This window comes from Clostridium sp. KLE 1755 (assembly GCF_000466465.2).
In the GTDB taxonomy this organism is placed as follows: Bacteria; Bacillota; Clostridia; order Lachnospirales; family Lachnospiraceae; genus Eisenbergiella; species Eisenbergiella porci.
Genome location: NZ_KE992763.1, coordinates 67,437 through 90,517, shown reverse-complemented (window position 1 = coordinate 90,517; position 23,081 = coordinate 67,437). Strand labels below are relative to the sequence as shown.

Below are 23,081 nucleotides of genomic sequence, written 5' to 3'. Positions count from 1 at the left end.
TGCCCATGAGCTGAACGGAACGGCGGGCGCCTTCCTCATTCTTCCCCTGGCACAGGCCTTCCTGCGCACAGGAGAGGACCGGTACAATATCGCCGCTGTCCGCGCTTATTCCTATTATTACAGGGAATTCCATAATACCGGCTACGGCACCAGCGGCGCCCTGGATACCTGCTGCATTGACAAGGAATCCGTCATCCCCCTGCTCAAAGGCGGCACCCTGATGTACCGCGCCACCGGTTTTGACTCCTATCTGCAGATGGCGGAGGAAGCGGCCTGGTATCTGTCCACCTGGCAGTGGCACCACAGCGTGGATTACCCGGAGGATTCCGTACTCGGCATGATGCATTATGATACCTTCGGTGGTACGGCGGTTTCCACCTCCCATCTCCATATTGATGATTTTGCTCTCTGCTATATTCCTGAGCTGCTGGAGCTGTCGGAGCTGACCGGAAACAAGGAGTGGAAGGAACGTGCACTGGCTGTCTGGAGGAACGGGGTGCAGGGGATTTCGGACGGGACGCTGCAGATTATGGATAAAGCGCCCAGGCCTGCCGGAAGCTGTGACGAAGCCTATCTCCATACACGCTGGGGTGCTTTGCGCAGAAACAAGGACGGCGGCTGGGGAGGTATTTTCAGCGTTTCCCAATGGCTGGTTGCCTGGCCCTGCGCCTTCCGCCTGGAGGTGCTGCGCAAATGCGATAACTGGAACCTGCTGAACGGGCTGCTGCAGTAACCAGCCCCGGAACGCGCAGAAAGGAGATAAATGATGATTACGATAATAAAAAAAGGCCCGGACACCTGTTTTTTCAGTGATGGAATCCAGCTGGCCAGGGCGGTCGGTAAAGAAGGCTGGCTGGATAGCTTTGAAGAGAAGGCGCCCGGCGTATACCGCTGGATCCGCCGCCTTCCGGCCTCCGAGGCGGGGAATAAAGGGACGGCAAAAATGCGGATGGAGCTGCGGGCCTCCTATCTTTCGGACTTCACCATGGTTCCGGGCGTAAATTATGACGGAAACGGCTGGGGAACCTTCTGTGAGTATACCTCTGACCGCTATCACGGCGTTCCCTGGACCTATGGCTGGCACCGTTCCTCCGTAGCCGCCATGACCTATTCGGAAAAAACGCTTGCCGGCCGTACCGTAAGCGTTGCCCTGTTCGGAGAAGAGGAGGGCGGCAACAGCTGCCAGCTGTATTCGGACCGGGAGGAAGAGGTGCACAGCCTCGTCTGGCCGGAGACAGAAGCGCCCAGAACGCTTTTTCTCTATCGCTTTGGCCCGGCCTGGCAGGGGGAGGAAAAGGAAATGGACAGCTTTACCGCCTGGATCGTCCTGGAGGAGGATGCTGTTCCCAGGTCCGGCTATCGCAAGGCGCTGGATGCCGCCTGGGAACAAAATGACAGGAAGCGGGACTGCCCTTATCCGCCGGAACGGATCTGGGAGCTGGGAATCGCTTATGCCAAACAGCTGTATACCAAAGAGCCTGACGGCTTCTGCGGCATTAACATCGGCCTTGCCTGGGAAAACGGCGGCTGGGAAAAACGCAAATACAACAAATACGAAATCGGCTGGTGCGGCCAGAATGCCATGTTTGCCAATGCACTTTTGTGCGAAGCCCTCAGGACCGGCGATAAGGAAGCAAAAGCCATGGGCTTTTCCGTGCTTGACAGCTGGCTGGAAATGGCGAGGGTACCGGCCGGCGTGACGGGCAGCTATTATGATCCGGGACAGGTCAGATATCTGGAGGCCTGTGATCTGGGAACCGCAGGTCTGGCCTATTTTGAAGCCTGCGATCTTACGGAAAAACTGAGCGGCCGTATTTTATGTGGTGAAGGGAAGAAAGCACAACAGACGGACTCCGCCGATCCGGCACGTATCCGGCAAAAGGCCGCCCGCTATTATGAGGCCGCGCTGGAAATCTGTGACTTTGCGGTCAGGATGCAGGGAGAGGACGGCAGCTTCGCCAAATGCTGGCACGCAGATGGCAGAACCGCCATCAAAGACGGCACCGTGGGAGCCTTTCTCGTCATGCCTCTGATCGAAGGCTACCGCAGAACCGGAAAGGAAAGCTATAAGGAGGCGGCGGTGAAAGGCCTTCGCCGTTACCTGAAGGAGCTGAAGGAATACGGCTATACCACAGCCGGCGCCCTTGATATTTTTTCCATTGATAAGGAATCCGGTATCCCGCTGCTGAAGGGGGCAATGGCGCTTTATGAACTTACCGGAGAGAAGGAATGGCTGGACGGCGCCCTGGACAGCGCTTGGTATCTGTCCACCTGGCAGTATACGCATACCTGCCATTTCGGCCCGGAATCGGTGCTTGGCCAGACCGGCTATGATTCATTCGGAGGCACTCTGGTATCCACAGTGCACGAAGGCATCGATCCCTTTGCGCTGTGCTATATCCCGGAGCTGTATCAGCTCTTTAAGGCTACCGGACAGGAACGGTGGCTGAAGCGCGCCAGGGCTGTCTGGAGAAACGGCTGTCAGCATATTTCCGACGGCAGCCTGGTCATTGACGGCAGGCTGCGCCCGGAGGGAAGCCAGGATGAAAGCTATACGGTAACAAGACAGGGCAAACGGGGCATTGCCTCCGGGTGGCTGGTAGCCTGGCCCGGCTCCTTCCGCATGGAGGTGCTGCGCAGGCTGAAAAATGAAAAGGACGCGGCTTCCCTGTGGAGCTGATGCAGGAAGGCCGCAGCAAAACCTGCAAACATAAAAGGGAAAAAAATGAAAGGGAGAAAACAGTATGACAGCAACAGAGCAGGGAAGAGTTTTTTATGTGGATGACTGTGCCGGAAACGATTCGTTCTCCGGCCTGTCGGAAAAAGAAGCCTGGCTGAGCCTGGAACGGGTGAACGCGGAGGTTTTCCGTCCCGGAGATACCATCCGGCTGAAAAAAGGGGGAGAATGGCATGGTATGCTCGCGCCCAAAGGCAGCGGCGCGCCTTATGCGCCGGTAATCCTGGAAAGCTTCGGGGAAGGCGCCATGCCGGCTATCCACGGCGACGGCAGCTATGCAGCCATCCTGCTGGAGGGTGTAAGCTTCTGGATCGTCCGCGGCATCCGGGTAACCAATCGGGCGCAGGAGAGAGCGGTAAGGCAGGGAATCTGCATTTGCGCCAGCCCCCTTGGCATCACCAGAGACATTGTTGTGGAGGGTTGCGAAATCAGCGACGTCATTGGGGAAAACCGGAGAAACAGGGACGTTTATCAGAGCATGTACTGGAATTCTGGGATCTATGTCACCATACCGGGACGTTCCTGTAACGAAAACCGCCTTCATAATATAGTCATCGCAAACAACTATATCCACGATGTCCTCACAAGCGGCATCCGTGTGAACCAGCAGGAGGATTTTATCAATGACATCCACCACACTCACGTTGTGGTACGAGGCAACCGCATCGAACGGACGGGAAGCGACGGCATTATCGTTGCCAACTGTATTTCTCCCCTGATAGACGGGAATACCTGCATAGATGCCGGAGCGCTGGGCAGCCTGGAGGATACCCGTCTCATTGCAGGGATCTGGGTCTGCGCAACCTCCAATGCACTGATTCAGAGAAATGAAGTGGCAGGAACCAGCCTGTTTGAAAATGACGGGACAGCCTTTGATACGGACTGGGGAACCGCAGGCGATACGGTGTTCCAATACAACTATACCCATGGAAATAAAGGCGGCTTCTGGCTGGACTGCATGGGCATCAACCGGAACCGGGACTGCGGCCGGACCATCCTGCGGTATAATATCAGCATCAATGATGAACGCTGCCTGGTACAGGACGACTATGGCCTGCCCGCGGAAATTTATGGGAACCTGTTCCTGAATACCAAGGAAGGCCCCGCGATCTGCTGCCACAAGGAAGGGGAGTCCCATCATTTCACCGAAAACATATTTCATTTTGTAAAAAGCCCCCGCGACGGCTGGCAGAAATCCTCTTTCCATAAAAACTGGTACAGCGGCGGCACAGAGCTGCCCGGACAGGACAGCCAGGCCATGACGGATCTGCCTTTTTCTCTGGAGGAGCTTACAGAGCATGTTCCTGAATCCAGGGAAGCCTGCGGCGGATACTGGGACCGTCTTGCAGCGCTCGTGGAAACACAGGCTTCTGTTAAATAAGGAAGAAATCACACTGCCTGTAATGCAGGTATATATCATGGTACAGTTTAACATCAGACTGCTCACTGGCTGGGCAGTCTGATGTTATTGTGTAAAAAAATGCAGAAAATCATCTCGCTGCGGTAATGGATATCTTATCAGAAAATGGATAAAACGGTTGAATAACGGTTTTATTTATGATATTATTTGGATATCAGGAAGGGGATGATTGTGATGACGATAGAAGAGATGCAGGAACGTAAGAGGGAGTTGGGGTATTCTTATGAGAAGCTGGCAGAGATTTCAGGCATTCCTTTGGGAACCGTGCAGAAAATTCTGGGCGGTATCACGAAGACTCCGCGTTATGAAACACGAAGAGCCCTGGAAACGGCGCTTGCAGGTAATTTGCCCGCGGAAGACGGGAAAGAGGGATCCTGTGGCATTTATCCCGGCGGCCCTTCGGGAACCTCTGTTGTACAGGAAACCGCCGCGGCCTATGGCGGGAAGAAGCGGGGAGAGTATACGCTGGAAGACTACTATAAGATACCGGAAGAACACAGGGTGGAGCTGATTGACGGCGTTATTTATGATATGGCTTCCCCAACCAGTATACATCAGCTTTGGGGAGGAGAGGTTTACCGTGAACTGGCGAATTATATCCGGCAGAACCAGGGAAGCTGTATTCCTCTGATTTCACCGCTGGATGTACAGCTTGACTGCGATGACCGCACAATGGTGGAACCGGATGTTCTGGTAGTTTGTGATCGGAACAAGCTGAAAAAGGGTATCATTTATGGAGCGCCGGATTTTATCGCAGAGATTCTTTCTCCATCCACCAGACGCAGGGACATGAGCCTGAAGCTTGCGAAGTATACCGAGGCCGGCGTACGGGAATACTGGCTTGTCGATCCGGATAAGAAAAAGGTTATTGTTTATGATCTGGAACATAATGAACTGCCTTCCATTTATACTTTTGAGGATAAAGTTTCAGTTTGCATTTTTGACAGGAAATGCATCATCGATTTTTCAAAAATTTATGAGAACATCCGATTCCTGTACGAAAGCGAACAATAACAAAGAATGAAAAGAGATATGGACAGCTTCTTGATTTCTTCTTCATAAATAGATAGAATAGAAAAAGCAGGGGAGGGAAGCTGCGATTCCCTCCCCTTGCAAAAACGAATGGGGGACAAGCCATTGAATTATAAGAAAATGAAAAACCTCTTCCTCAGGCAATCCTATCTGGATTCCTGGGAGGATTATGAAAACAGCCTGAGGAAGCCCAGCTTTATCAAATGGGACTATCTGATTCTGACCGCATCCAACGAGGAACAGGCGCGTACATACAGAGAACAGATTGATTACAGGCTGGCACAGGGACTGCTTCCCGCGGGCACCCATTATGCGGTGCTTCCCGATCCGGACGGCAAACGGGTAGGCTCCGGCGGCGCAACCTTTAATGTTCTCAGATATATTGCAGAGCAGGAGCCGTCGGCCGATCCTGCCGGTTTATTCAAAGGCCGCCGGATTCTCGTCATCCATTCCGGCGGAGACAGCAAGAGAGTGCCCCAGTACTCTGCCTGTGGGAAGCTGTTTTCCCCGGTTCCAAGGCAGCTGCCCAACGGATATGCCTCCACGCTGTTTGATGAGTTTGTAATAGGTATGTCCGGCGTGCCTTCCCGGATTCCGGAAGGAATGCTTGTGCTTTCAGGGGATGTGCTTCTTTTGTTTAACCCGCTGCAGATCGATTTCAATTATCACGGTGCCGCCGCAATCTCCATGAAGGAGCATGTGCAGACAGGAAAAGAGCACGGCGTTTTCCTGAACGACGGGAATGATTATGTGGGCCAGTTCCTTCACAAGCAGAGTGAAGAACGCCTTCGTGAGCTGGGCGCCGTCAACAGCCAGGACAATGTGGATCTGGATACCGGGGCGGTCATAATGGACACGGATTTGCTTCAGTCCCTCTATGGCCTGATCAGCACGGACGGAAGGACGGATGAACAGAAATTCTCCGAATTCGTCAACGAAGAGGCAAGAATCAGCTTTTACGGCGATTTTCTCTATCCGCTGGCCCGTTCCGCCACCTTGGAACAATATTACAGGGAAGCGGCGGAGGGAACGATCAATGAGCGTCTCCTTGGCTGCCGTGCCAAAATATGGGAGGCGCTGTCCCCGTTTTCCATGAAGCTCATCTGCCTTTCTCCTGCGGAATTCATCCATTTCGGGACTACAACAGAGCTGCGCAGGCTGGTAACGGCGGATGTGGAGGACTATGAATTCCTGGACTGGAAAAAGCAGGTTTCCACCACAGCGCCGGAAACCTCGGCCTATGCCGCCCACAACAGCTATGTGGGAAAACGCGCCCGCATCGCCTGCGGCGCTTATCTGGAAGACAGCTACGTGCTGGATGAAAGTGTGGTAGGCAAAGGAAGCGTAATTTCCAATGTAAAGCTTCGCAATGTAACGGTTCCTGAGAATGTGGTGCTGCACGGGCTGAAGCTTCTTGACGGCAGGTATGTGGTGCGTATCTACGGCGTGGAGGACAATCCCAAGGGAACGCTGGAAAAAGACGCCTGTTTCCTGGGGACAACACTGTCAGCCTTCCTTTCAGGCAACGGCCTGACGCCCGAAGCGCTGTGGAAGGATGGAGAGCATTATCTCTGGTTTGCCGCCCTTTACCCTGCGGCTGATACGATGGAGGAAGCGATCCGTTCTGCCCTTCTTGTAAAAAAAATGGCGGAGCATTCCGCTTCCCCGGAAGAGATAGAATCCTGGAAAAATAAGGAGCGCATGAGCCTGTATTCCAGCTTTAACGGAGCGGATGTCCTTGCCATCAGCAAATGGCAGCATGAGCTGGAAAGCCGGATCCTTGCCAGCAAATTCGTATGGGCCATTGAAGCAGGCACCTATTATAAAGAAGCGCTGCAGGTATTCGGAGCCCATGGCATCAGCCAGGATATCTATGAAATGCTGCTGGAGGATGCCGGGAAAGCCGGATTTTCCCTGAAAATCCGTATCTATTACGCTCTGGCACAGTACATGAAGGAAAATCGGATCACCTTCGACCAGACAGGCTATGATGCCCTGGAAGCCATGTGCTTCGGAACCATCCAGAGGACGATTTATGACAATGCGGCGGCCAAGCTGCCCTCCAGCCAGGATTACCGGATAGTGAAGGATGAGGTGACGGTGGAACTGCCTGTCCGCGTCAACTGGGGCGGCGGCTGGACCGATACTCCTCCTCACTGCAACGAATGCGGCGGTGTTGTGTTGAATGCCGCGCTGAAGCTGAACGGCATTTACCCCATTCAGATCCAGGTAAAGAAGCTTAAGGAACTGCATGTGGAATTTGCAAGCACGGATATCGGCGCCGCAGGCAGCGTGGAAACCGTGGAAGAAATCCAGGACTGCCATAATCCTTACGACTCCTTTGCCCTGCACAAGGCGGCGCTGATTGCCTGCGGCATCATTCCCTTAAGCGGCGGGAACCTTCAGGAAATCTGCAGCCGGCTGGGCGGCGGCATCAGCCTTTCCACCCGTGTTATTGGAATCCCCCAGGGCTCCGGGCTTGGCACCAGCAGCATCCTTTCCGGTGCATGCGTGAAGGGACTGTTTGAATTTCTGGGAAGAGAAGCCGCGGAGGAGGAGATTTACGATATCGTCCTGAATATGGAACAGATCATGAGCACCGGCGGCGGCTGGCAGGATCAGGTCGGCGGCCTGACCCCCGGCATTAAATTTATTTCCACCATGCCCGGTATCGATCAGAAAATACGCGTGGAAAAGGTGGAAATCCCGGAAGCAACGAGACAGGAGCTCCAGGAGCGTTTTGCCCTCGTATATACCGGCCAGCGGCGGCTAGCCCGCAACCTGCTCCGTGATGTGGTGGGCGGTTATCTGGGAGGCCGGCCGGAATCCATCGATGCCCTGGAAAAAATGCAGAGCCTTGCCGTTCTCATGAAATTTGCACTGGAACGCGGGAATATGGAGGCTTTTACCGATTTGCTAAACCAGCATTGGGAGCTGTCCAAGCAGCTGGATGCAGGATCAACCAATACCTGCATCGAACAGATTTTCATGGCTTGTGAGGATATGATCGACGCCCGTTTTATCGCGGGAGCCGGTGGAGGCGGATTCCTGCAAATGATCCTGAAAAAGGGGATTACAAAGGAGATGCTGAAAGCCCGCCTGCACGAGATTTTCCAGGAGAGCGGCGTGGATGTCTGGGACAGCACTTTTGTATAAACAGCGAAAAGCCGGTTTTTACAGACAAAAAGTGACATTTCAGGGCATAGCCGTTGTACCTTTCCGTCCGGAATGATAGGATAGAGACAGGATATCAGAAAAGGAAACGGAAAAAGGGAGGGACGGTTATGTCGGCACTGCAATGTCTGTTACTGATTTTTGCACTTATAATCCTTGTCCCGACAGCAGGTCATTTCCTGCGGAAATGGGATTATGAGCGGCAGATAAGCGGCAAACGGCCGGAGAGAAAGGCAAAGAAAAATATGCGGCTTCCGGAAGAAAAAGGCCCGTCCAATATGGATATGGAAGTGGATGCGGTCACCTATGAAACCCGGATTAAGCAGGACAGATACTGGAGAAGGTAAGAACGGACGGCTATTTTAAAGCAAAAGCGGCATTCACCTGTTCCCACTTAAGGGAAAAAGGAACGCCGCTTTTTTTGCCGCCTAAAACCTGAACAGGCGGCCCGATAGGAATATCACTTCCGTCCGCGCCTCTGAGCGCCTGATGCAAGGCATCCCAGCTTAACACGAAGCAGCAGTTTTGCATCCTCCAGCTGTTCCCTGTCCGTCACCCGGTAATGTATCCAGCCGCCTTCTCCGCAGGGATATCTGTTGTCGACCACTTCTTTTGTCTCATCCAATAACCCGTCATAAACAGCAGCGAACTGCTTATCCGTCAGGCGAAGCATTACGGTAAATGCATCGGCTTCAGCGAATATATCACAGATAAGCCTGCTTTTCTTTTTGTGCTTCACACTCCAGCCGTAATGATTGCCGTAAGGAAAGCGAATCTCGGTTTCCGTTTCGAATTCCTTCGTGAGATAACCATTGATATCAGCAAACATATCTCCGCAGATGCCGCAGTGGGCGACCAACTCAGGCATGGAGGGCTCCGCCTTCTTATTCAACATTCTTTCGTACATTTATTTCCTCCTTATTTTCGCCCGGATACATCATTTTATCATGTATGGGAACAATTTACCACGAAATTTCACTTTGCTGTTTACTTTGGCATCCATATATGCTATCCTGTAACCGACAGACAGTCGGTCTACTATTTTGGAGAGGAATTATTAAATGAGAATTGTAAAGGAAGCAGAAGAACGCAGAAATGAAATCCTGGATGCGGCGGATGAACTCTTCGGCCGGAAAGGCTTTGACGGAACCAGCACGAATGATATCCTGGAAAAGGTGGGTATCGCAAGAGGTACACTGTATTATCATTTTAAATCCAAGGAGGATATCCTGGACGCCCTGATACAGCGGTATGAGGAACAGATGTATTCAGCCGCTGCCGCTGCTGCAAAAGACGGCAGCCTTCCGGTAACGGAACGCCTGATCCGCGTGGTGCTGGCCATGAATGTCAGCCAAAACGGCGGTAAGGCCCTTGTGGAGCAGATGCATAAGCCGCAGAATGCCCTGATGCACCAGAAAACACAGCAGCTCACCCTGACGCGGCTGACGCCTGTACTGACCGGCCTTATTGAAGAGGGTATCAGGGAAGGCCTTTTTTCCACCCCCTATCCTGCCGAATGCATGGAAATGACTATGGCTTACGCCACCACCTTTTTTGATGATGCCATGGATATGTCGGAGGAGGAGCGTTCGCAGCGCATCCGGGCATTTATCTTCAATATGGAACGGCTGCTTGGCACAGAAAACGGCAGGCTTGCTTCCTGCATGCTGCGGATGTTTGACAGGAACCCGGTTCCCGCTTCGGATACCGATGAATAAAAAGGAGAGATAAATGCGGAACCCAAACAAAAATTTTTACAACTTCCTTCTTTTATGGTCGGGAGAATTTATTTCGGCCGTGGGAAGCGGGCTGACCTCCTTCGGACTCGGTGTCTATGTATTTGAACAGACCGGGCAGGCCTCGGCCATGGCCCTGGTGACGCTCCTTGCGTTTCTGCCCGGGCTTCTCCTGAGCGTGCCGGCAGGCGTCCTGGCAGACAGGTATGACAGAAGGCTTCTGATGCTTCTGGGTGATGGGTTGTCCGCCGTCGGCCTTATCTTTATACTTATCTGCGTCCTCCGGGGCGGGGCACAGGTATGGCAGATTTGTGTGGGCGTCACCATCAGCTCTCTGTTTTCGGCGCTGATGGATCCGGCCTACAAAGCGACTGTGACGGATCTGCTCACTCCGGAGCAATATACCAAAGCCAGCGGGCTGATTGGAATCGCAGGATCCGCCAAATACCTGGTATCACCCATCCTGGCCGGTTTCCTTCTCACGCTGTCGGATATCAGTCTGCTCCTTGTTATTGATATCTGCACCTTTTTCCTGACCGTTTTTACCACGCTTGCCGTGCGCGGCATGCTTCTGGCAGGAGGCGCTGCGGCTTCCGTCAGGAAGAATCGGGAAGAGGCTTTCTTCAGGGAACTGAAAACCGGCTGGCGGGCAGTTTCGCAGCGCAGCGGTGTTCTGCTGCTTGTCCTTCTTTCTTCAGTGATCACTTTTTTTCTCGGTTTCCTGCAGACCTTATTCACCCCTATGGTGCTTGCCTTTTCTGACAGCGCCACGCTGGGCACAGCGGAAACGATCTGCGCCCTGGGAATGCTGGTATCCAGCATCATCATCGGTATGGTCTCCCTGAGAAAAGGATATGTGAAAATTCTCTCCCTATCCCTGGCAGGCGCCGGTTTTTTTATGGCAGTATTTGGCCTGAAGGAGAGCATACCGCTGATGTGTGCCTCCGGCTTTTTCTTTTTTGCCATGCTTCCCTTTGCCAACACCGCTTTGGATTATCTGCTCCGTACCAATATTGACAACACCTGCCAGGGAAGGGCCTGGGGACTGATTGGCGTGCTTTCACAGGTTGGCTATGTGGCCGCTTATGCGCTGGCAGGTGTCCTGGCAGATGCCGCCGCCAGGATAATGGATGTCAGCGTGGGAAGAGGGGCCGCCAAACTCATCACTGCCTCAGGAATCCTGCTGGCAGCCACAGCTTTTCTTCTCTACCATATCAAAGCGATCCGGTCCCTTGAAAAAATAACGGAAAAGGAAGCCTGCCATGCAGAATAAAATGCTACAAAATGATTTGAAACGAAATAAGCTTGTCACCCTTACGCTGGTGCTCTTTATTGCCTGCGCCTCTCTGCTTGCTTCTCTGGCGGCGGCCCTGGCCGTCAATCTCTCAGATGCCATAAATGCGCTGATGGCCCGGGCGGAAACACCCCATTTTCTCCAGATGCATTCGGGAGATATTGATATTGAACAGCTCAGCGCCTTTGCCTCTAACAACAGTGACGTGGATAAATTCCAGGTGCTCCGGTTCCTGAATCTGGAGGGCGGCGCTATCCGCCTGGGAGATGAGCTTCTTACGGACAGTACCCAGGACAATGGCCTGTCCGTGCAGAGCGGAAGCTTTGACTATCTTTTAGATTTGGAAGGGAACATAATACAACCGGAGGACGGACAGCTGTATGTACCCGTATGCTACCTGCAGGATCATACTGCCAGCGTGGGCGATCGGGCTGAGATCTGCGGCGAGCCGTTTGTAATTGCCGGCTTTCTCCGGGATTCCCAGATGAATTCCATGCTGGCCTCCTCCAAACGCTTTCTGGTCAGCAATGCCGATTATGAACGGCTGGAAGGATGCGGGAACGTGGAATACCTCATTGAGTTCCGGCTGAAGGACATGAATGCGCTGGGCAGCTTTGCCGCGGCCTATACGGCCTCCGGCCTTCCCGCCAACGGTCCTGTCATCACCTACCCGCTGTTTCGTATGATAAACGCGCTTTCTGACGGCATCATGATCGCCGTAATCCTGCTCGTTAGCGCCGCAGCCGTGCTGATCGCTCTTTTATGCATCCGCTTCGCGCTGCTTGCCGAAATAGAAGAGGATTACCGGGAAATCGGCGTAATGAAGGCCCTTGGCCTCCGCCTTTCCTGCATACGGCGCATTTATCTGGCTAAATATGCCCTTTTAGCCGCATTGGGCTGCATGGCAGGCTTTCTTCTTTCCTTTCCCTGCCGGGATATACTCCTTGCAAATATAAAGCTGGTAATGGGGGAGAGCGGTAAAAAGACCTTTTCCATACTCCTCGGTTTCCTGGCCGCCCTCCTTTTATTTTGCGTTATCCTGCTCTTTGTCCGGAATATTCTCAAACGCTTCGGAAAGATATCCGCCTCCGGGGCGCTCCGATTCGGCGCGCCTCAGGAGCAAAACGGTATCGCAGGGAAATTGCGGCTGTGCAGGCGCCGCCTGCCTGGAGCCAATATTTCTTATGGACTTCACGATATCCTGTCCCGGAAAAAGATATATGCAGCCTACCTTGCCATACTGATCTTTGCTTCCTTTATCATCATTTTCCCGCAAAAGCTGTATGAAACCCTGTCTTCGGAGGGCTTTGCAGCTTATATGGGAATCGGCAGCTGCGATTTGCGCATCGATATCCAGCAGACAGACCGGATTTCAGAAAAAACAGCCGAAGCAGCCCAGGTCCTGGCACAGGATTCGGACATTTCAAGCTTTACGGTGCTCAACACCGGTTCTTTTTCCATCCGGAAGGAGGATGGCGCCCTGGAGCAGCTGAAAATTGAACTGGGTGACCACAGCAGTTTTCCGGTCGCCTATACAGAAGGCTTTGCCCCCGCAAAAGAAGATGAGCTTGCCCTTTCCGCCCTAAACAGTAAAGAGCTGGAAAAAGGCATCGGCGATACCATAACCATCCTGACGGAGGAAGGTGAAAGACAGCTTACCATTTGCGGCATATATTCAGACATAACCAACGGAGGAAAAACGGCGAAGGCCGCCTTCCCGTCCTCTGCAACCATGATGTGGAGCATCATTTATGCCGAACTGGACGACCACAGCCTTGTGGAAGAAAAAACGGAAGCGTATTCGCGTTATTTCCCCTTTGCCAAGGTGACAGATATCCGCAGCTACATTAACAAAACCTATGGCCCGACCCTTCATTCCGTAAAGCTCGCCGCTTTTGCAGCCGCTGCGGCCGCCCTGATGGTAACGGCCTTTATTACCTTACTGTTTGTCAAGCTGCTGGCGGCAAAAGACAGGTATTCCAATGCGGTCATGAAAGCCTGCGGTTTTACAAACCGTGACTTAAGCATCCAGTATATGGCACGTTCCGCCGTCCTTCTGGCGGCAGGCATCCTTTTGGGAATCCTGTTTACAAATACCGCAGGAGAAGGGCTGGCCTCTTTTGCTTTTTCCGCCTTCGGCGCCGCGTCCTTCCGGTTTCTTGGGAATCCCGGCCCGGCCTATACCGCCTGCCTCCTGCTGATGGCTCTTCTGGCAGCCGGAACAACAGCAGCGGCGGCACATGATGTGAGAAACATTAAAATATCGGAAACTATAAAAGAATAAGACGGCTGCAGGCACACGCCGGCGGCAGCTGCATAAAGCCCATAGCAAACCGGCTTCAGCCGGGAAAGGAATTACAGATTAATGAAAGAAATTATATGCGGCAGAAAACTCGTGAAATTTTTCGGAGAGGGCAGTGAAAAAAGAAAGGTACTGGATGAAGTGGACGTATCCGTTGCAAAGGGGGAATTCCTTTCAGTAATGGGGCCTTCCGGTTCGGGGAAATCCACACTCCTGTATACCCTGAGCGGCATGGATGCCATTGACGGAGGCACCGTTTCCTTCTGCGGAAGGGACCTGGCCGCCTGCCGGGAAGAGGAGCTGGCCGATTTACGCAGAACCAGGATGGGCTTTGTTTTCCAGCAGCCCGCGTTACTGAAAAACCTGAATCTCCTTGACAATATTATTTTCCCGTCTCTGCGGTCTCATGGAAGAAATGGCGCAGAGGCGGAAGAAAAGGCAAAGGCTCTCATGGAACGCACCGGCATCCTGCCCCTTGCCAAAAGAAGCATTACCCAGACCTCCGGCGGCCAGCTCCAGCGCGCCGGAATCTGCCGCGCATTGATGGGCGATCCGGAAATTATTTTTGCCGATGAGCCCACCGGAGCGCTGAACTCCTCGGCAGCTGAGGAAATTATGGACATTTTCTCGGAAATCAATGCGCAGGGCACGGCCGTGATGATGGTAACCCATGATCCGAAAATCGCCGCCAGGGCCGGCCGCATCCTATTCCTGGCCGACGGCAGGACAGCAGGAGAGCTGCGCTTTCCGGAGGCATCCGCAAATGTATCTGATATAGCAAAAACATCCGCAAAATTAAACGATATAACGAATGCATCCTCAAAAGTATCCGTTGCAGCAAAGACAGCCTCGGACACAGGAACTCTCCGCTTTCAGTACAGAATCGACTGCATCCTGGAAAAAATGCGCGTTCTTGGCATCTGAAATGCCTATCTGATGCTCCTGGCCATTTCCAGCATTCTCGGATATGCATAAGAAAAGAAATCCTGGTAGCTTGCGCAGTAGCTGTTAAGCCCCGGCGTCCTTCCATCGGGCAGAAGCGCGCGGTCGCGTCTGCAGCCGTTACGGCAGAGCGGATACCAGCGGCAGTCCCGGCATTTGTCCGGCACATGGCGGGAGAGGCTGACAAAGTCCAGTTCCTCCCGCTTTTCATTCATCTCTTCAAAGGATGCGGTGCGGATATTCCCCAGCTTCCATTCATCCAGCACATAAAAATCGCAGGGATAAACGCTGCCGTCCGCCTCCACCACCCACTGCTCGGAACAGATTCCCATCATATTGCAGGATTCCGGCGGATAATTATGCAGCATCCCGATCCAGTTTTCAAAGGTACGGTTATAGACCGGATGGCCTTCCTTCCAGTCCTGATACCAGTAATCAAAAAGATCCTTCAGGAACTTCCCATAGCGATCCGGTGTCAGGGAATAGGAGAGGCTCCCTTTATTCTCCTCAAAGGGATCAATGCAGGGAATGTACTGCTGATAGGTAAATCCCTGGCTCTCAAAGAACTGATAGGTGCGCCTGATACGGCGGGCGGACTGCGCGGTGACCACCGTGAGGATATTAAATTCCACCTGATATTTCTGGAACAGCCGCGCGGTTTCCATCACACGCCCAAAGCTGCCTGTGCCGTCGGGAAATTTTCGGTTTTCATCATGAAGCTCCTGATACCCGTCCAGGGACAGGCCCACCAGGAACTGATTGTCATGCAAAAACTGCGCCCATTCCTCATCAATGACGATGCCGTTGGTCTGCAGGCTGTTATGTATTTCAATCCCTCTGTGGTTATGTTTTTTCTCAATTTCAATTAAGGAACGGTAAAAATCCAGGCCGGCCAGCGTAGGTTCCCCGCCCTGAAAGGCGAAGGTGGCCATGTGGGGTACCTGATTCAGGGTTTTTTCCACCAGCGTATCCAGTGTCTCTAAGGACATCATTCCGTAGGTACGTTCACTCCGGATATTCATCTCATCCGCATAAAAGCAGTAGCGGCAGCGGAGATTGCAGCTGCCGGATGCCGGTTTGATCAGCAGCGTGATAGCAGGCTGTTTTGCCATAATAAAGTAAGCTCCTCTCAAAGTATCTTTTGTCGTAATTATTGCCATTTACCTTTTGTAACAATATAGTCCAGCATAATACAAAAACGCAGCTTCCGCAATGGTACATTCCATTCCGGCACGGACATCTGTTTTCCGCCGCATCGCTCCGGCTGCCTGTTCCTGGTCCGGCGATGCGGCCGGGTATTGTTTTCCGTACAGGCCGTTTAAAAACGGCGGCACATTTCCATGAAGCGCAGCGCATTTTCCGTCAGATATTTATTCTGGTGATAGATAATGGAAAAGCTTCTGTGGAGCGCAGGGGCGTCGAAAGGAATCTGCGCCACAATGCCCTGGGCCAGCGCATCCTCAGCCAGCAGGCAGGGGAGGGCGGAGATACCGATATTCCGGCTCACCGCGCGCACCAGGGATTGGGTGCTCACGCTTTCCCACAAAATTGTCATGGGCAGCTGGCTGTATTTTAACAGATCCTCCGCAGCCTCCCGGCCGGCGCTGCCTTTTTCCCTGAGTACAAAAGGGCAGGCGGAGATATCCCTCAGGGATACCTTCTTTTTCTGAAGCAGCGGGTGATCCGGCGCACATATAAAACAGATCCGATCCTCCATAAAGGACTCGCATATCAGCTGCGGATTCTGTGAGCAGCCTTCCACCAGGGCAAAATCCAGCTGATTATTCAAAACCGCCTCTTCAATGAAACCCGAATTATTGATGGTAACCTGCGGACGGACGGCAGGGGCTTCCTCCTGGAATTTCTGGATCAGGGTGGGCAGAAGGAAATTGCCGATGGTTACGCTGGAACCAATCCAGAGCGTGCCCGCCTGCTTCCAGGCCGGAATTTTTTCTTCCATTTCATCGAACAGGGATATGATATGAAGCGCATAATTATACAGCTGTTCCCCCTGCTCCGTAATATAGATCCGCCTGGAATACCGCTCAAAGAGCCGGATGCTGTAATTATCCTCAAGCTCCTTGATGGCAAGGCTTACGGAGGGCTGGGCCAGATGCAGCCGGTCCGCCGCCCTGGTAATGCTCCGTTCCTGATATACTGCTACAAAAATCCGCAGATGCCGTAAAGTCATATCCGTACCCCCTATCTGTGCTTCCCTGTGTCAGGCGCTGCCTTTGCCCCCGTCCCATGAATTCCTTCCGGCTTTCCCTGGCCGGGTAAAGGCCCGGGTAAAGTTAATTCATAACAAATTCATTATGTAATATATAATATAATACTATTTTACTTATATAGCAAGGGGGTGTATACTCAATCTGTCGGATGGGAATCCGGTTGCCAAAGGAACGGCAACACAAATCCGGCCTTAAAAATAACAATAAAAGAACAAAGGGGCGCTATCATGGAAAAGAAAAGCAAGGTGCTGAAAAAACTGTTTTTTTCAACCCTGTACTTAAGTACCTTCACCTTTGGCGGAGGGTATGTCATTGTCACACTGATGAAAAACAAGTTTGTTGACGAGCTTCACTGGATTGATGAAGAGGAAATGCTGGATCTGGTGGCAATCGCACAGTCGTCGCCGGGCGCAATTGCAGTAAACGGCGCAATCGTGGTCGGCTACAAGCTGGCAGGGCTTCCGGGCGTGCTGCTTTCCATTCTGGGAGCGATTCTGCCGCCCATGATTATCCTCTCCGCCATATCCTTTTTTTATGACGCCTTCCGTTCCAACCTGATTGTGGGAACTATGCTCAAGGGTATGCAGTCCGGCGTGGCTGCGGTCATTGCTTCCGTTGTTTTTGATATGGGCAGCAATGTGGTAAAGGAAAAAGACTGGCTGAATATCGCAATTATGGCGGCCAGCTTCCTCATCAGCTATCTTTTCGACATCAACGTGGTGCTGATCATCATTGCGGCCGCCATCATCGGCGCTGTGCGTACGCTCCTGCGCGAAAGAAAGGGGGCGAAGGCATGATTTATTTACAGTTATTCTTAAGCTTCCTCCAAATCGGGGCCTTCAGCTTCGGCGGAGGCTATGCCGCCATGCCCCTGATTCAAAGCCAAGTGGTGGATCTCCACGGCTGGCTTACCATGCAGGAATTTACAGACCTGATTACGATCTCCCAGATGACCCCCGGCCCGATTGCCGTGAACTCAGCCACCTTCGTCGGCATCCAGATAGCCGGGCCTTTAGGTGCGCTCGTTGCCACCCTCGGCTGCATCCTGCCGTCCTGTATTTTCGTAACGGCCCTTGCCTATATTTATATGAAATACCGGAAGATGAGCCTGCTCCAGGGCATTCTTGGCTCCCTTCGCCCCGCAGTCGTTTCCCTGATTGCCATAGCCGGCGTGACGATCCTGATTTCCGCAGTCTTCACAAACGGCGCCGTGGAATTTCGGACAGACAACGTTTCCATCCGTGCAATCATATGGTTTATCATTGCAGTAATCCTGCTGCGCAAAAAGAAAATGGATCCCATCCTGGTCATGGTTTTGTGCGGCGTTTTTGAAACAGTTTGTACACTGGTGATGAAATGGATATAAAAAACCTCTTTACCATAGGTGAAATGGGCGGACTGTTCCGTACCAATATCCGTACCCTGCGTTATTATGATGATATCGGGCTTCTCAAGCCGGAGGTTGTAGACCCCAAAACCGGCTACCGTTACTATTCTGCAAGACAGTTTGAACGCATGAACACCATCAAATACCTGCGTAATCTGAACATGCCACTGGATAAAATCAAAGCCTTTTTTGAAAACAGGGATACGCTTGTTATGGAGCAGATCCTGGAAGAACAGCTTCAGGAAACGAGAGCCCAGCTTGCCCGTCTGCAGGCCATAGAACGCAAGCTGACCACCCGGCTGGAGCAGCTGGACTACGCCATGCACGCCCAACTGGACCAAATCCACGCAAGGCACCTGCCCGCCCGTCCCGCCGCCGTCCTCAAAAAAGAAATACGCCAGGGAGAAAACCTGGAATACCCCATCCGGGAGCTGGAACGCACCAGCCAGCTTCCCCCGGCCATGTTCCTGGGAAAGGTGGGCGTCTCCATCCGCCGGGAAAATCTGCTGGCAGGACAATTCGACCGTTTTTCCGCCATTTTTGTCCTGATAGAAGAGGAGGACAACTATAAAGGAGAGACAGCCTGGCTTCCCGAAGGAGATTTCCTCACCATATGGTATGCCGGTACCCATCAGGACTCCGCCATATACTACAAAAAACTCCTTGCCCATATGGACACACTCGGCCTGGAATGCTGCGGCGACTCCGTGGAAATTACATGGATCGATTCCGGTTTCACGGACGACACCGAAAAATACGTAACAGAGCTGCAGCTCCCTGTCCGCGCAAAAGCCCGCCATCTTTAACCCATCCTTCCCAAAAACCTGATTTATAAAAAAGTAATTGACCCTCCAGCAACTGGAGGGTTTATTTTATCTCATAGGAAAGTTTTCCTGCCAAAGATTCCTGTTTCACATTAAACTACAAAAATTAAAGCAAATATTTACCCACCAAAGACATCATAAATCACAATCTATAACCAACCAAACAATCAGGAGCCAGAAAATGCAAAAAGAAAAAACAATAACAGAAAACAATCTGACCAAAGGGAATGTATTGCGCATACTATTCACGTTCTCCCTCCCCTTCATCGCAGCGAACCTCATCCAGGCGCTATACGGCGCCGTCGATCTGTTCGTCATTGGCAGATACTGCTCCCCGGAAAGCGTAGCAGCGGTATCAACAGGCACCCAGGTCACACAGATCATCACCAGCATGATTACCGGCCTCACCCTGGGAAGCACCATCCTGGTGGGAAAATACACCGGCATGCAGGCAGAAGAGGACATTAAGAAAACAATCGGCACCACCCTCACCATCTTTGCCGCAGCCGCACTTATCCTCACAGCCGCCATGCTCCTGGCCGCCGACCCCATCCTGAAGCTGCTCAAAACACCGGCCCCCTCCTTTGACCTGGCCCGTACCTACGTAAAAATCTGCTTCTGTGGCATCTTTTTCATCTGCGGCTACAATGCCATCAGCGCCATCCTCCGAGGCTATGGCGACTCCCGCAGACCCATGCTCTTCATTGCCTTATCCTGCGCCCTCAACATCATCGGTGACTTTGCCCTCGTAAAAGGAGCCGGCCTCGGCGTAGCAGGAGTGGCACTGGCAACCATCGGCTCCCAGGCCGTAAGCATGATCGCCGCCATCCTATACCTCAACCACAGACGCTTTATCTTCACCTTCCGCCTCCAAAACCTCCGCATTGACTGGAAAAAAGCAAAAGAACTCGCAACAGTAGGAATCCCCATATCCCTACAGGAATGCATGGTCAGACTATCCTTCCTCTACCTCACCAGCATCACCAACCGCCTTGGAATCTACGCAGCCTCCGCCGTAGGAGTAGCAAGCAAATACGACGTATTCGCCATGCTCCCCGCCACCTCCATAGCCAACGCCCTGACCGCCATTACCGCCCAGAATTACGGCGCAGGGAAACCCGAACGCGCACGAAAAAGCCTCCTCGCCGGCCTCACCTTTGCCCTCGCAGCCTCCTCCCTGTTCTGGCTCTGGGCACAACTGTCCCCCCAGACTATGATAGCCGTCTTCTCCCAGGACCCCGCCATCATAAAAACCGGCATCCCCTTTTTCACCGCCTGCAGCTACGATTACCTGGCAGTCACCCTTGTTTTCTGCATAAACGGCTACCTCAACGGCCGCTCCCAGACCATATTCACCATGATAAGCAGCTGCTTCGGCGCCCTGATCCTCCGCATCCCCCTCATATACCTCGTATCCACCCACACCCCCGACAACCTCACCCGAATCGGCTCCATAGCCCCCGCAGTCTCATTTTTCATGGCCGCCTACACCTCCTTATACCTCATCCACAGCTACCGCCATGAAAAAAGAGCCATGTCCCAATCCACTCATTAATAAAAGAAAATTTACCCACCCTATATTTTCCCTGCCCTTTCTTTCCCTCCCTCGCCCTACATACCTCGCCCTTCATTCAAAAAGCGCCATTGCGGAAACACATTGCAATGGCGCTTTTTTTACACTATAATTAGCATTGGCAATAACGACTGCCGCCCGCCCAATTTACTCCAGAATCAATTCGATTACCGGAACCAGGGTATGCGGCTTTACCGGAGGAAGATACAGAATCAGATCCCCGGCGTCACCATTTTCGTCCTTGGCGGAGAAATGGTCAATTGTTCCTTCCGTATAGAGGACTTCGCTTCCGTCATGCAGGAACTGGGCATATTTTACCTTGCCGGCAAGACCGGGCAGACGGAGATGGGCGAAGGGATATGCGAACATATGCAGGTACAGACGGCTTCCGTCCACGCTCTGGGTATAACGGCAGTCGGCAGGAGCGGTGAACTCCGGCTCAGCCATGGTGCAGCCATAAATGGAACGGCTGTTGTATTTCATCCAGTCCGCGTAAACCTTCAGCGCCTCCTCAGCGCGGTAGTCCAGATATCCTCTTGAGGTAGGGCCTACATTCATCAGCAGGTTTCCGCCGCAGGAGACGGTATTTACAAGCATCCGAATGAGCATTTCCGGGGATTTCCAGGTCTGCTCGTCACGGTAGTATCCCCAGGATCCGGAAAAGGTCTGGCAGGCCTCCCAGGTAACCAGTTCCCCGGTTTCCTGATGGGTTACCCATTTCACAGGCTGATACTGTTCAGGAGTCCAGAGATCCTGCTCTATGTCCGTACGGTTGTCAATAATGATGTCAGGCTGCAGAGAACGGGCGGTGGCAATCAGCTTGTCAGCCTCCCAGTCGTTTTTCCCCTTGCCCTTCATCCAGGACTGTGCGCCCTCGCCGTCCCTGCCGTCGTAAGAGAAGTCAAACCAGAGAATATCGATCTTGCCGTAATTGGTCAGCAGCTCCGTCACCTGGTTTCTCATGTATTCGGCGTACTTATGCATATCGCGGCCCTGGCTTTGCTCGAAAGCATCCGCATCGTCCCTGCGGGGATGAAGGACGTCGATTGGGAAATCCGGATGATGCCAGTCAATGAGAGAGTAATAGAAGCCCACGCGCAGCCCTTCTGCACGGAATGCGTCCACATACTCCTTAATGAGATCCTTTCCGCAGGGCGTATTGGTGGACTTATAATCCGTATACTGGCTGTCAAAGAGACAGAAGCCTTCGTGATGCTTGGTGGTCATGACCACATATTTCATGCCAGCCGCTTTTGCCTGTCTTGCCCAATCCCTGGGATCATACAGATCCGGATTGAAATATTTGAAATAAAGATCGTAATGCTCCTCGGAAATTTTTTCATTGGTCTTTACCCATTCGTGGCGCGCCGGCATGGCGTAAAGCCCGAAATGGATAAACATGCCGAACCGGTCATGGGTGAACCAGCTGGTGTCTCCGGGAGTTTTGCGTGTTACATAGCTTGTCATGATTCCTCCGTTCCGCCGTAATTTACGGCTATCCTTTTTTGCCTTATTTTTGTCCGGCAGGATATTTTATGGCTTTATTGTAGTGAAAAAGGGCAGAAAGGAACATGTCAAAATAGAGAAAAAATATGGAGTTTTCAGCATGATTTACTTAACGAATCCCAGGTTTTTAGCACTGTGGAAATCACTCCGGCTGGAGGTTGCAGACTCCGGCCTTGCCCAGGTGGACACCACCTGGAATATGGTCAATGTCTGCTCCCCCTATTCCCGGCTATACTTCATTTCCCACGGCGGCGGCATCCTCACCCTGCGCGGCAGGGAAATCCCGTTAAAGGAGGGCTGCGTTTACCTGATCCCGGCAGGCCTTTTATACAATTACCGGTGCGACGCCAGCATGGAGCAGCTTTACTTTCATGTGAATATTACCCAGGTAAACGGCATGGATCTTTTTTATGGCTGCGACACCGTGTATGAACATGACGCTCCGGCAGAGGACCTGGAAAAGGTGCTTGCGCTTTACCGCTCCCAGCGGATGGAGGACGCCTTTCTCCTTCAGGGACTTCTGTGGGAGGAGCTGGGACGTTTTATCCAGATGGCGGATCTGCAGGAGGCGCAGACAAAAATATATTCTGGTATGGTGGAGCAGGTTTTCCGCCTGGCCCAGAATCCGGTCAGCGCAGGAAACCATGTACGCTCCCTGGCGGACAGGCTGCATGTATCGGAGAGCACGCTGTCCAAACGCTTCCGGGCGGAAACAGGCATGTCCCCCGGTGTTTATCTGGAGCAGCTGGTCATTCAGAAGGCCTGCCGCCTGTTGATAGAAGAGGATAAAAGCATGGCGCAGATAGCGGAGGAGCTGGATTTTTCGGATCAGTTTTATTTTACCAAGTATTTTAAACGGAAAATGCATATGCCGCCCAGCGCCTACCGCAGGCAGATGCGGGGAAACTGATTAACTTACATGA

At 52.6% G+C, this 23,081-nt stretch carries 19 protein-coding genes; 15 read left to right on the top strand and 4 right to left on the bottom strand.

What is annotated here, in order from left to right:
• The 6 genes from HMPREF1548_RS23660 to HMPREF1548_RS23635 form a co-directional block, all read left to right on the top strand.
• Positions 1-733, top strand: a 733-nt coding sequence (locus HMPREF1548_RS23660; RefSeq protein WP_198168680.1) for a hypothetical protein, incomplete at its 5' end; no start/stop codon positions are given.
• Between the two features lie 33 nt (positions 734-766).
• Positions 767-2,680, top strand: a complete 1,914-nt coding sequence (locus HMPREF1548_RS23655) for a hypothetical protein (protein ID WP_051358462.1) — start codon at positions 767-769, stop codon at positions 2,678-2,680.
• Positions 2,681-2,744: 64 nt separating this feature from the next.
• Entirely contained in the window at positions 2,745-4,118 is a 1,374-nt protein-coding gene (locus HMPREF1548_RS23650) for a right-handed parallel beta-helix repeat-containing protein (RefSeq protein WP_021639211.1), read from the top strand.
• Between the two features lie 213 nt (positions 4,119-4,331).
• Positions 4,332-5,171 (top strand): Uma2 family endonuclease, encoded by an 840-nt coding sequence (locus HMPREF1548_RS23645; RefSeq protein WP_035323672.1) that lies wholly within the window; start codon positions 4,332-4,334, stop codon positions 5,169-5,171.
• Between the two features lie 123 nt (positions 5,172-5,294).
• Positions 5,295-8,345, top strand: a complete 3,051-nt coding sequence (locus tag HMPREF1548_RS23640) for a fucose pyrophosphorylase domain-containing protein (protein ID WP_198168679.1) — start codon at positions 5,295-5,297, stop codon at positions 8,343-8,345.
• Positions 8,346-8,473: 128 nt separating this feature from the next.
• Entirely contained in the window at positions 8,474-8,710 is a 237-nt protein-coding gene (locus HMPREF1548_RS23635; RefSeq protein WP_035323627.1) for a hypothetical protein, read from the top strand.
• A 113-nt stretch (positions 8,711-8,823) separates the two neighbouring features.
• Here HMPREF1548_RS23635 and HMPREF1548_RS23630 read toward each other — a convergent pair whose 3' ends face one another.
• Positions 8,824-9,270, bottom strand: a complete 447-nt coding sequence (locus HMPREF1548_RS23630) for a DUF3788 domain-containing protein (RefSeq protein WP_021639207.1) — start codon at positions 9,268-9,270, stop codon at positions 8,824-8,826.
• Positions 9,271-9,424: 154 nt separating this feature from the next.
• Between HMPREF1548_RS23630 and HMPREF1548_RS23625 the strand changes: the two genes are divergently transcribed.
• The 4 genes from HMPREF1548_RS23625 (at position 9,425) to HMPREF1548_RS23610 (ending at position 14,619) form a co-directional block, all read left to right on the top strand.
• Entirely contained in the window at positions 9,425-10,081 is a 657-nt protein-coding gene (locus HMPREF1548_RS23625; protein WP_021639206.1) for a TetR/AcrR family transcriptional regulator, read from the top strand.
• A 13-nt stretch (positions 10,082-10,094) separates the two neighbouring features.
• Positions 10,095-11,372 carry an MFS transporter gene (locus tag HMPREF1548_RS23620; protein ID WP_021639205.1) on the top strand — a complete coding sequence of 426 codons (1,278 nt, stop codon included), beginning with the start codon at positions 10,095-10,097 and terminating at the stop codon, positions 11,370-11,372.
• Positions 11,362-13,677, top strand: coding sequence for an FtsX-like permease family protein (locus HMPREF1548_RS23615; RefSeq protein WP_021639204.1), 2,316 nt, complete (start codon positions 11,362-11,364; stop codon positions 13,675-13,677). Before HMPREF1548_RS23620 ends, HMPREF1548_RS23615 begins: the two co-directional genes overlap by 11 nt.
• Before the next feature lie 81 nt (positions 13,678-13,758).
• On the top strand, positions 13,759-14,619 hold the full coding sequence (locus HMPREF1548_RS23610) for an ABC transporter ATP-binding protein (RefSeq protein ID WP_021639203.1): 861 nt from the start codon (positions 13,759-13,761) through the stop codon (positions 14,617-14,619).
• Between the two features lie 5 nt (positions 14,620-14,624).
• Here the strand turns inward: HMPREF1548_RS23610 and HMPREF1548_RS23605 are convergent, their stop codons facing one another.
• Positions 14,625-15,749, bottom strand: coding sequence for an anaerobic sulfatase maturase (locus HMPREF1548_RS23605; protein ID WP_035323625.1), 1,125 nt, complete (start codon positions 15,747-15,749; stop codon positions 14,625-14,627).
• A 206-nt stretch (positions 15,750-15,955) separates the two neighbouring features.
• Positions 15,956-16,828 carry a LysR family transcriptional regulator gene (locus HMPREF1548_RS23600; protein WP_021639200.1) on the bottom strand — a complete coding sequence of 291 codons (873 nt, stop codon included), beginning with the start codon at positions 16,826-16,828 and terminating at the stop codon, positions 15,956-15,958.
• Positions 16,829-17,095: 267 nt separating this feature from the next.
• Between HMPREF1548_RS23600 and HMPREF1548_RS23595 the strand changes: the two genes are divergently transcribed.
• The 4 genes from HMPREF1548_RS23595 (at position 17,096) to HMPREF1548_RS23580 (ending at position 20,634) form a co-directional block, all read left to right on the top strand.
• Positions 17,096-17,665: a chromate transporter gene (locus HMPREF1548_RS23595; RefSeq protein ID WP_025489897.1), complete on the top strand. Its 570-nt coding sequence runs from the start codon at positions 17,096-17,098 to the stop codon at positions 17,663-17,665.
• Positions 17,662-18,234, top strand: coding sequence for a chromate transporter (locus HMPREF1548_RS23590; protein ID WP_021639198.1), 573 nt, complete (start codon positions 17,662-17,664; stop codon positions 18,232-18,234). Before HMPREF1548_RS23595 ends, HMPREF1548_RS23590 begins: the two co-directional genes overlap by 4 nt.
• The gene (locus HMPREF1548_RS23585) at positions 18,225-19,061 is read left to right on the top strand and encodes a MerR family transcriptional regulator (RefSeq protein ID WP_021639197.1); all 837 of its coding nucleotides are present in this window, start codon (positions 18,225-18,227) and stop codon (positions 19,059-19,061) included. The genes HMPREF1548_RS23590 and HMPREF1548_RS23585 overlap by 10 nt, the downstream gene beginning before the upstream one ends.
• A 199-nt stretch (positions 19,062-19,260) precedes the next feature.
• Positions 19,261-20,634 (top strand): MATE family efflux transporter, encoded by a 1,374-nt coding sequence (locus HMPREF1548_RS23580; RefSeq protein WP_035323624.1) that lies wholly within the window; start codon positions 19,261-19,263, stop codon positions 20,632-20,634.
• 165 nt (positions 20,635-20,799) lie between these two features.
• Here HMPREF1548_RS23580 and HMPREF1548_RS23575 read toward each other — a convergent pair whose 3' ends face one another.
• Positions 20,800-22,119: an alpha-L-fucosidase gene (locus tag HMPREF1548_RS23575; RefSeq protein ID WP_021639195.1), complete on the bottom strand. Its 1,320-nt coding sequence runs from the start codon at positions 22,117-22,119 to the stop codon at positions 20,800-20,802.
• A 139-nt stretch (positions 22,120-22,258) separates the two neighbouring features.
• On the opposite strand from HMPREF1548_RS23575, the gene HMPREF1548_RS23570 reads away from it, so the two are divergent.
• Positions 22,259-23,068 (top strand): helix-turn-helix domain-containing protein, encoded by an 810-nt coding sequence (locus HMPREF1548_RS23570; RefSeq protein WP_198168678.1) that lies wholly within the window; start codon positions 22,259-22,261, stop codon positions 23,066-23,068.
• The last annotated feature ends 13 nt before the right edge of the window (positions 23,069-23,081 follow it).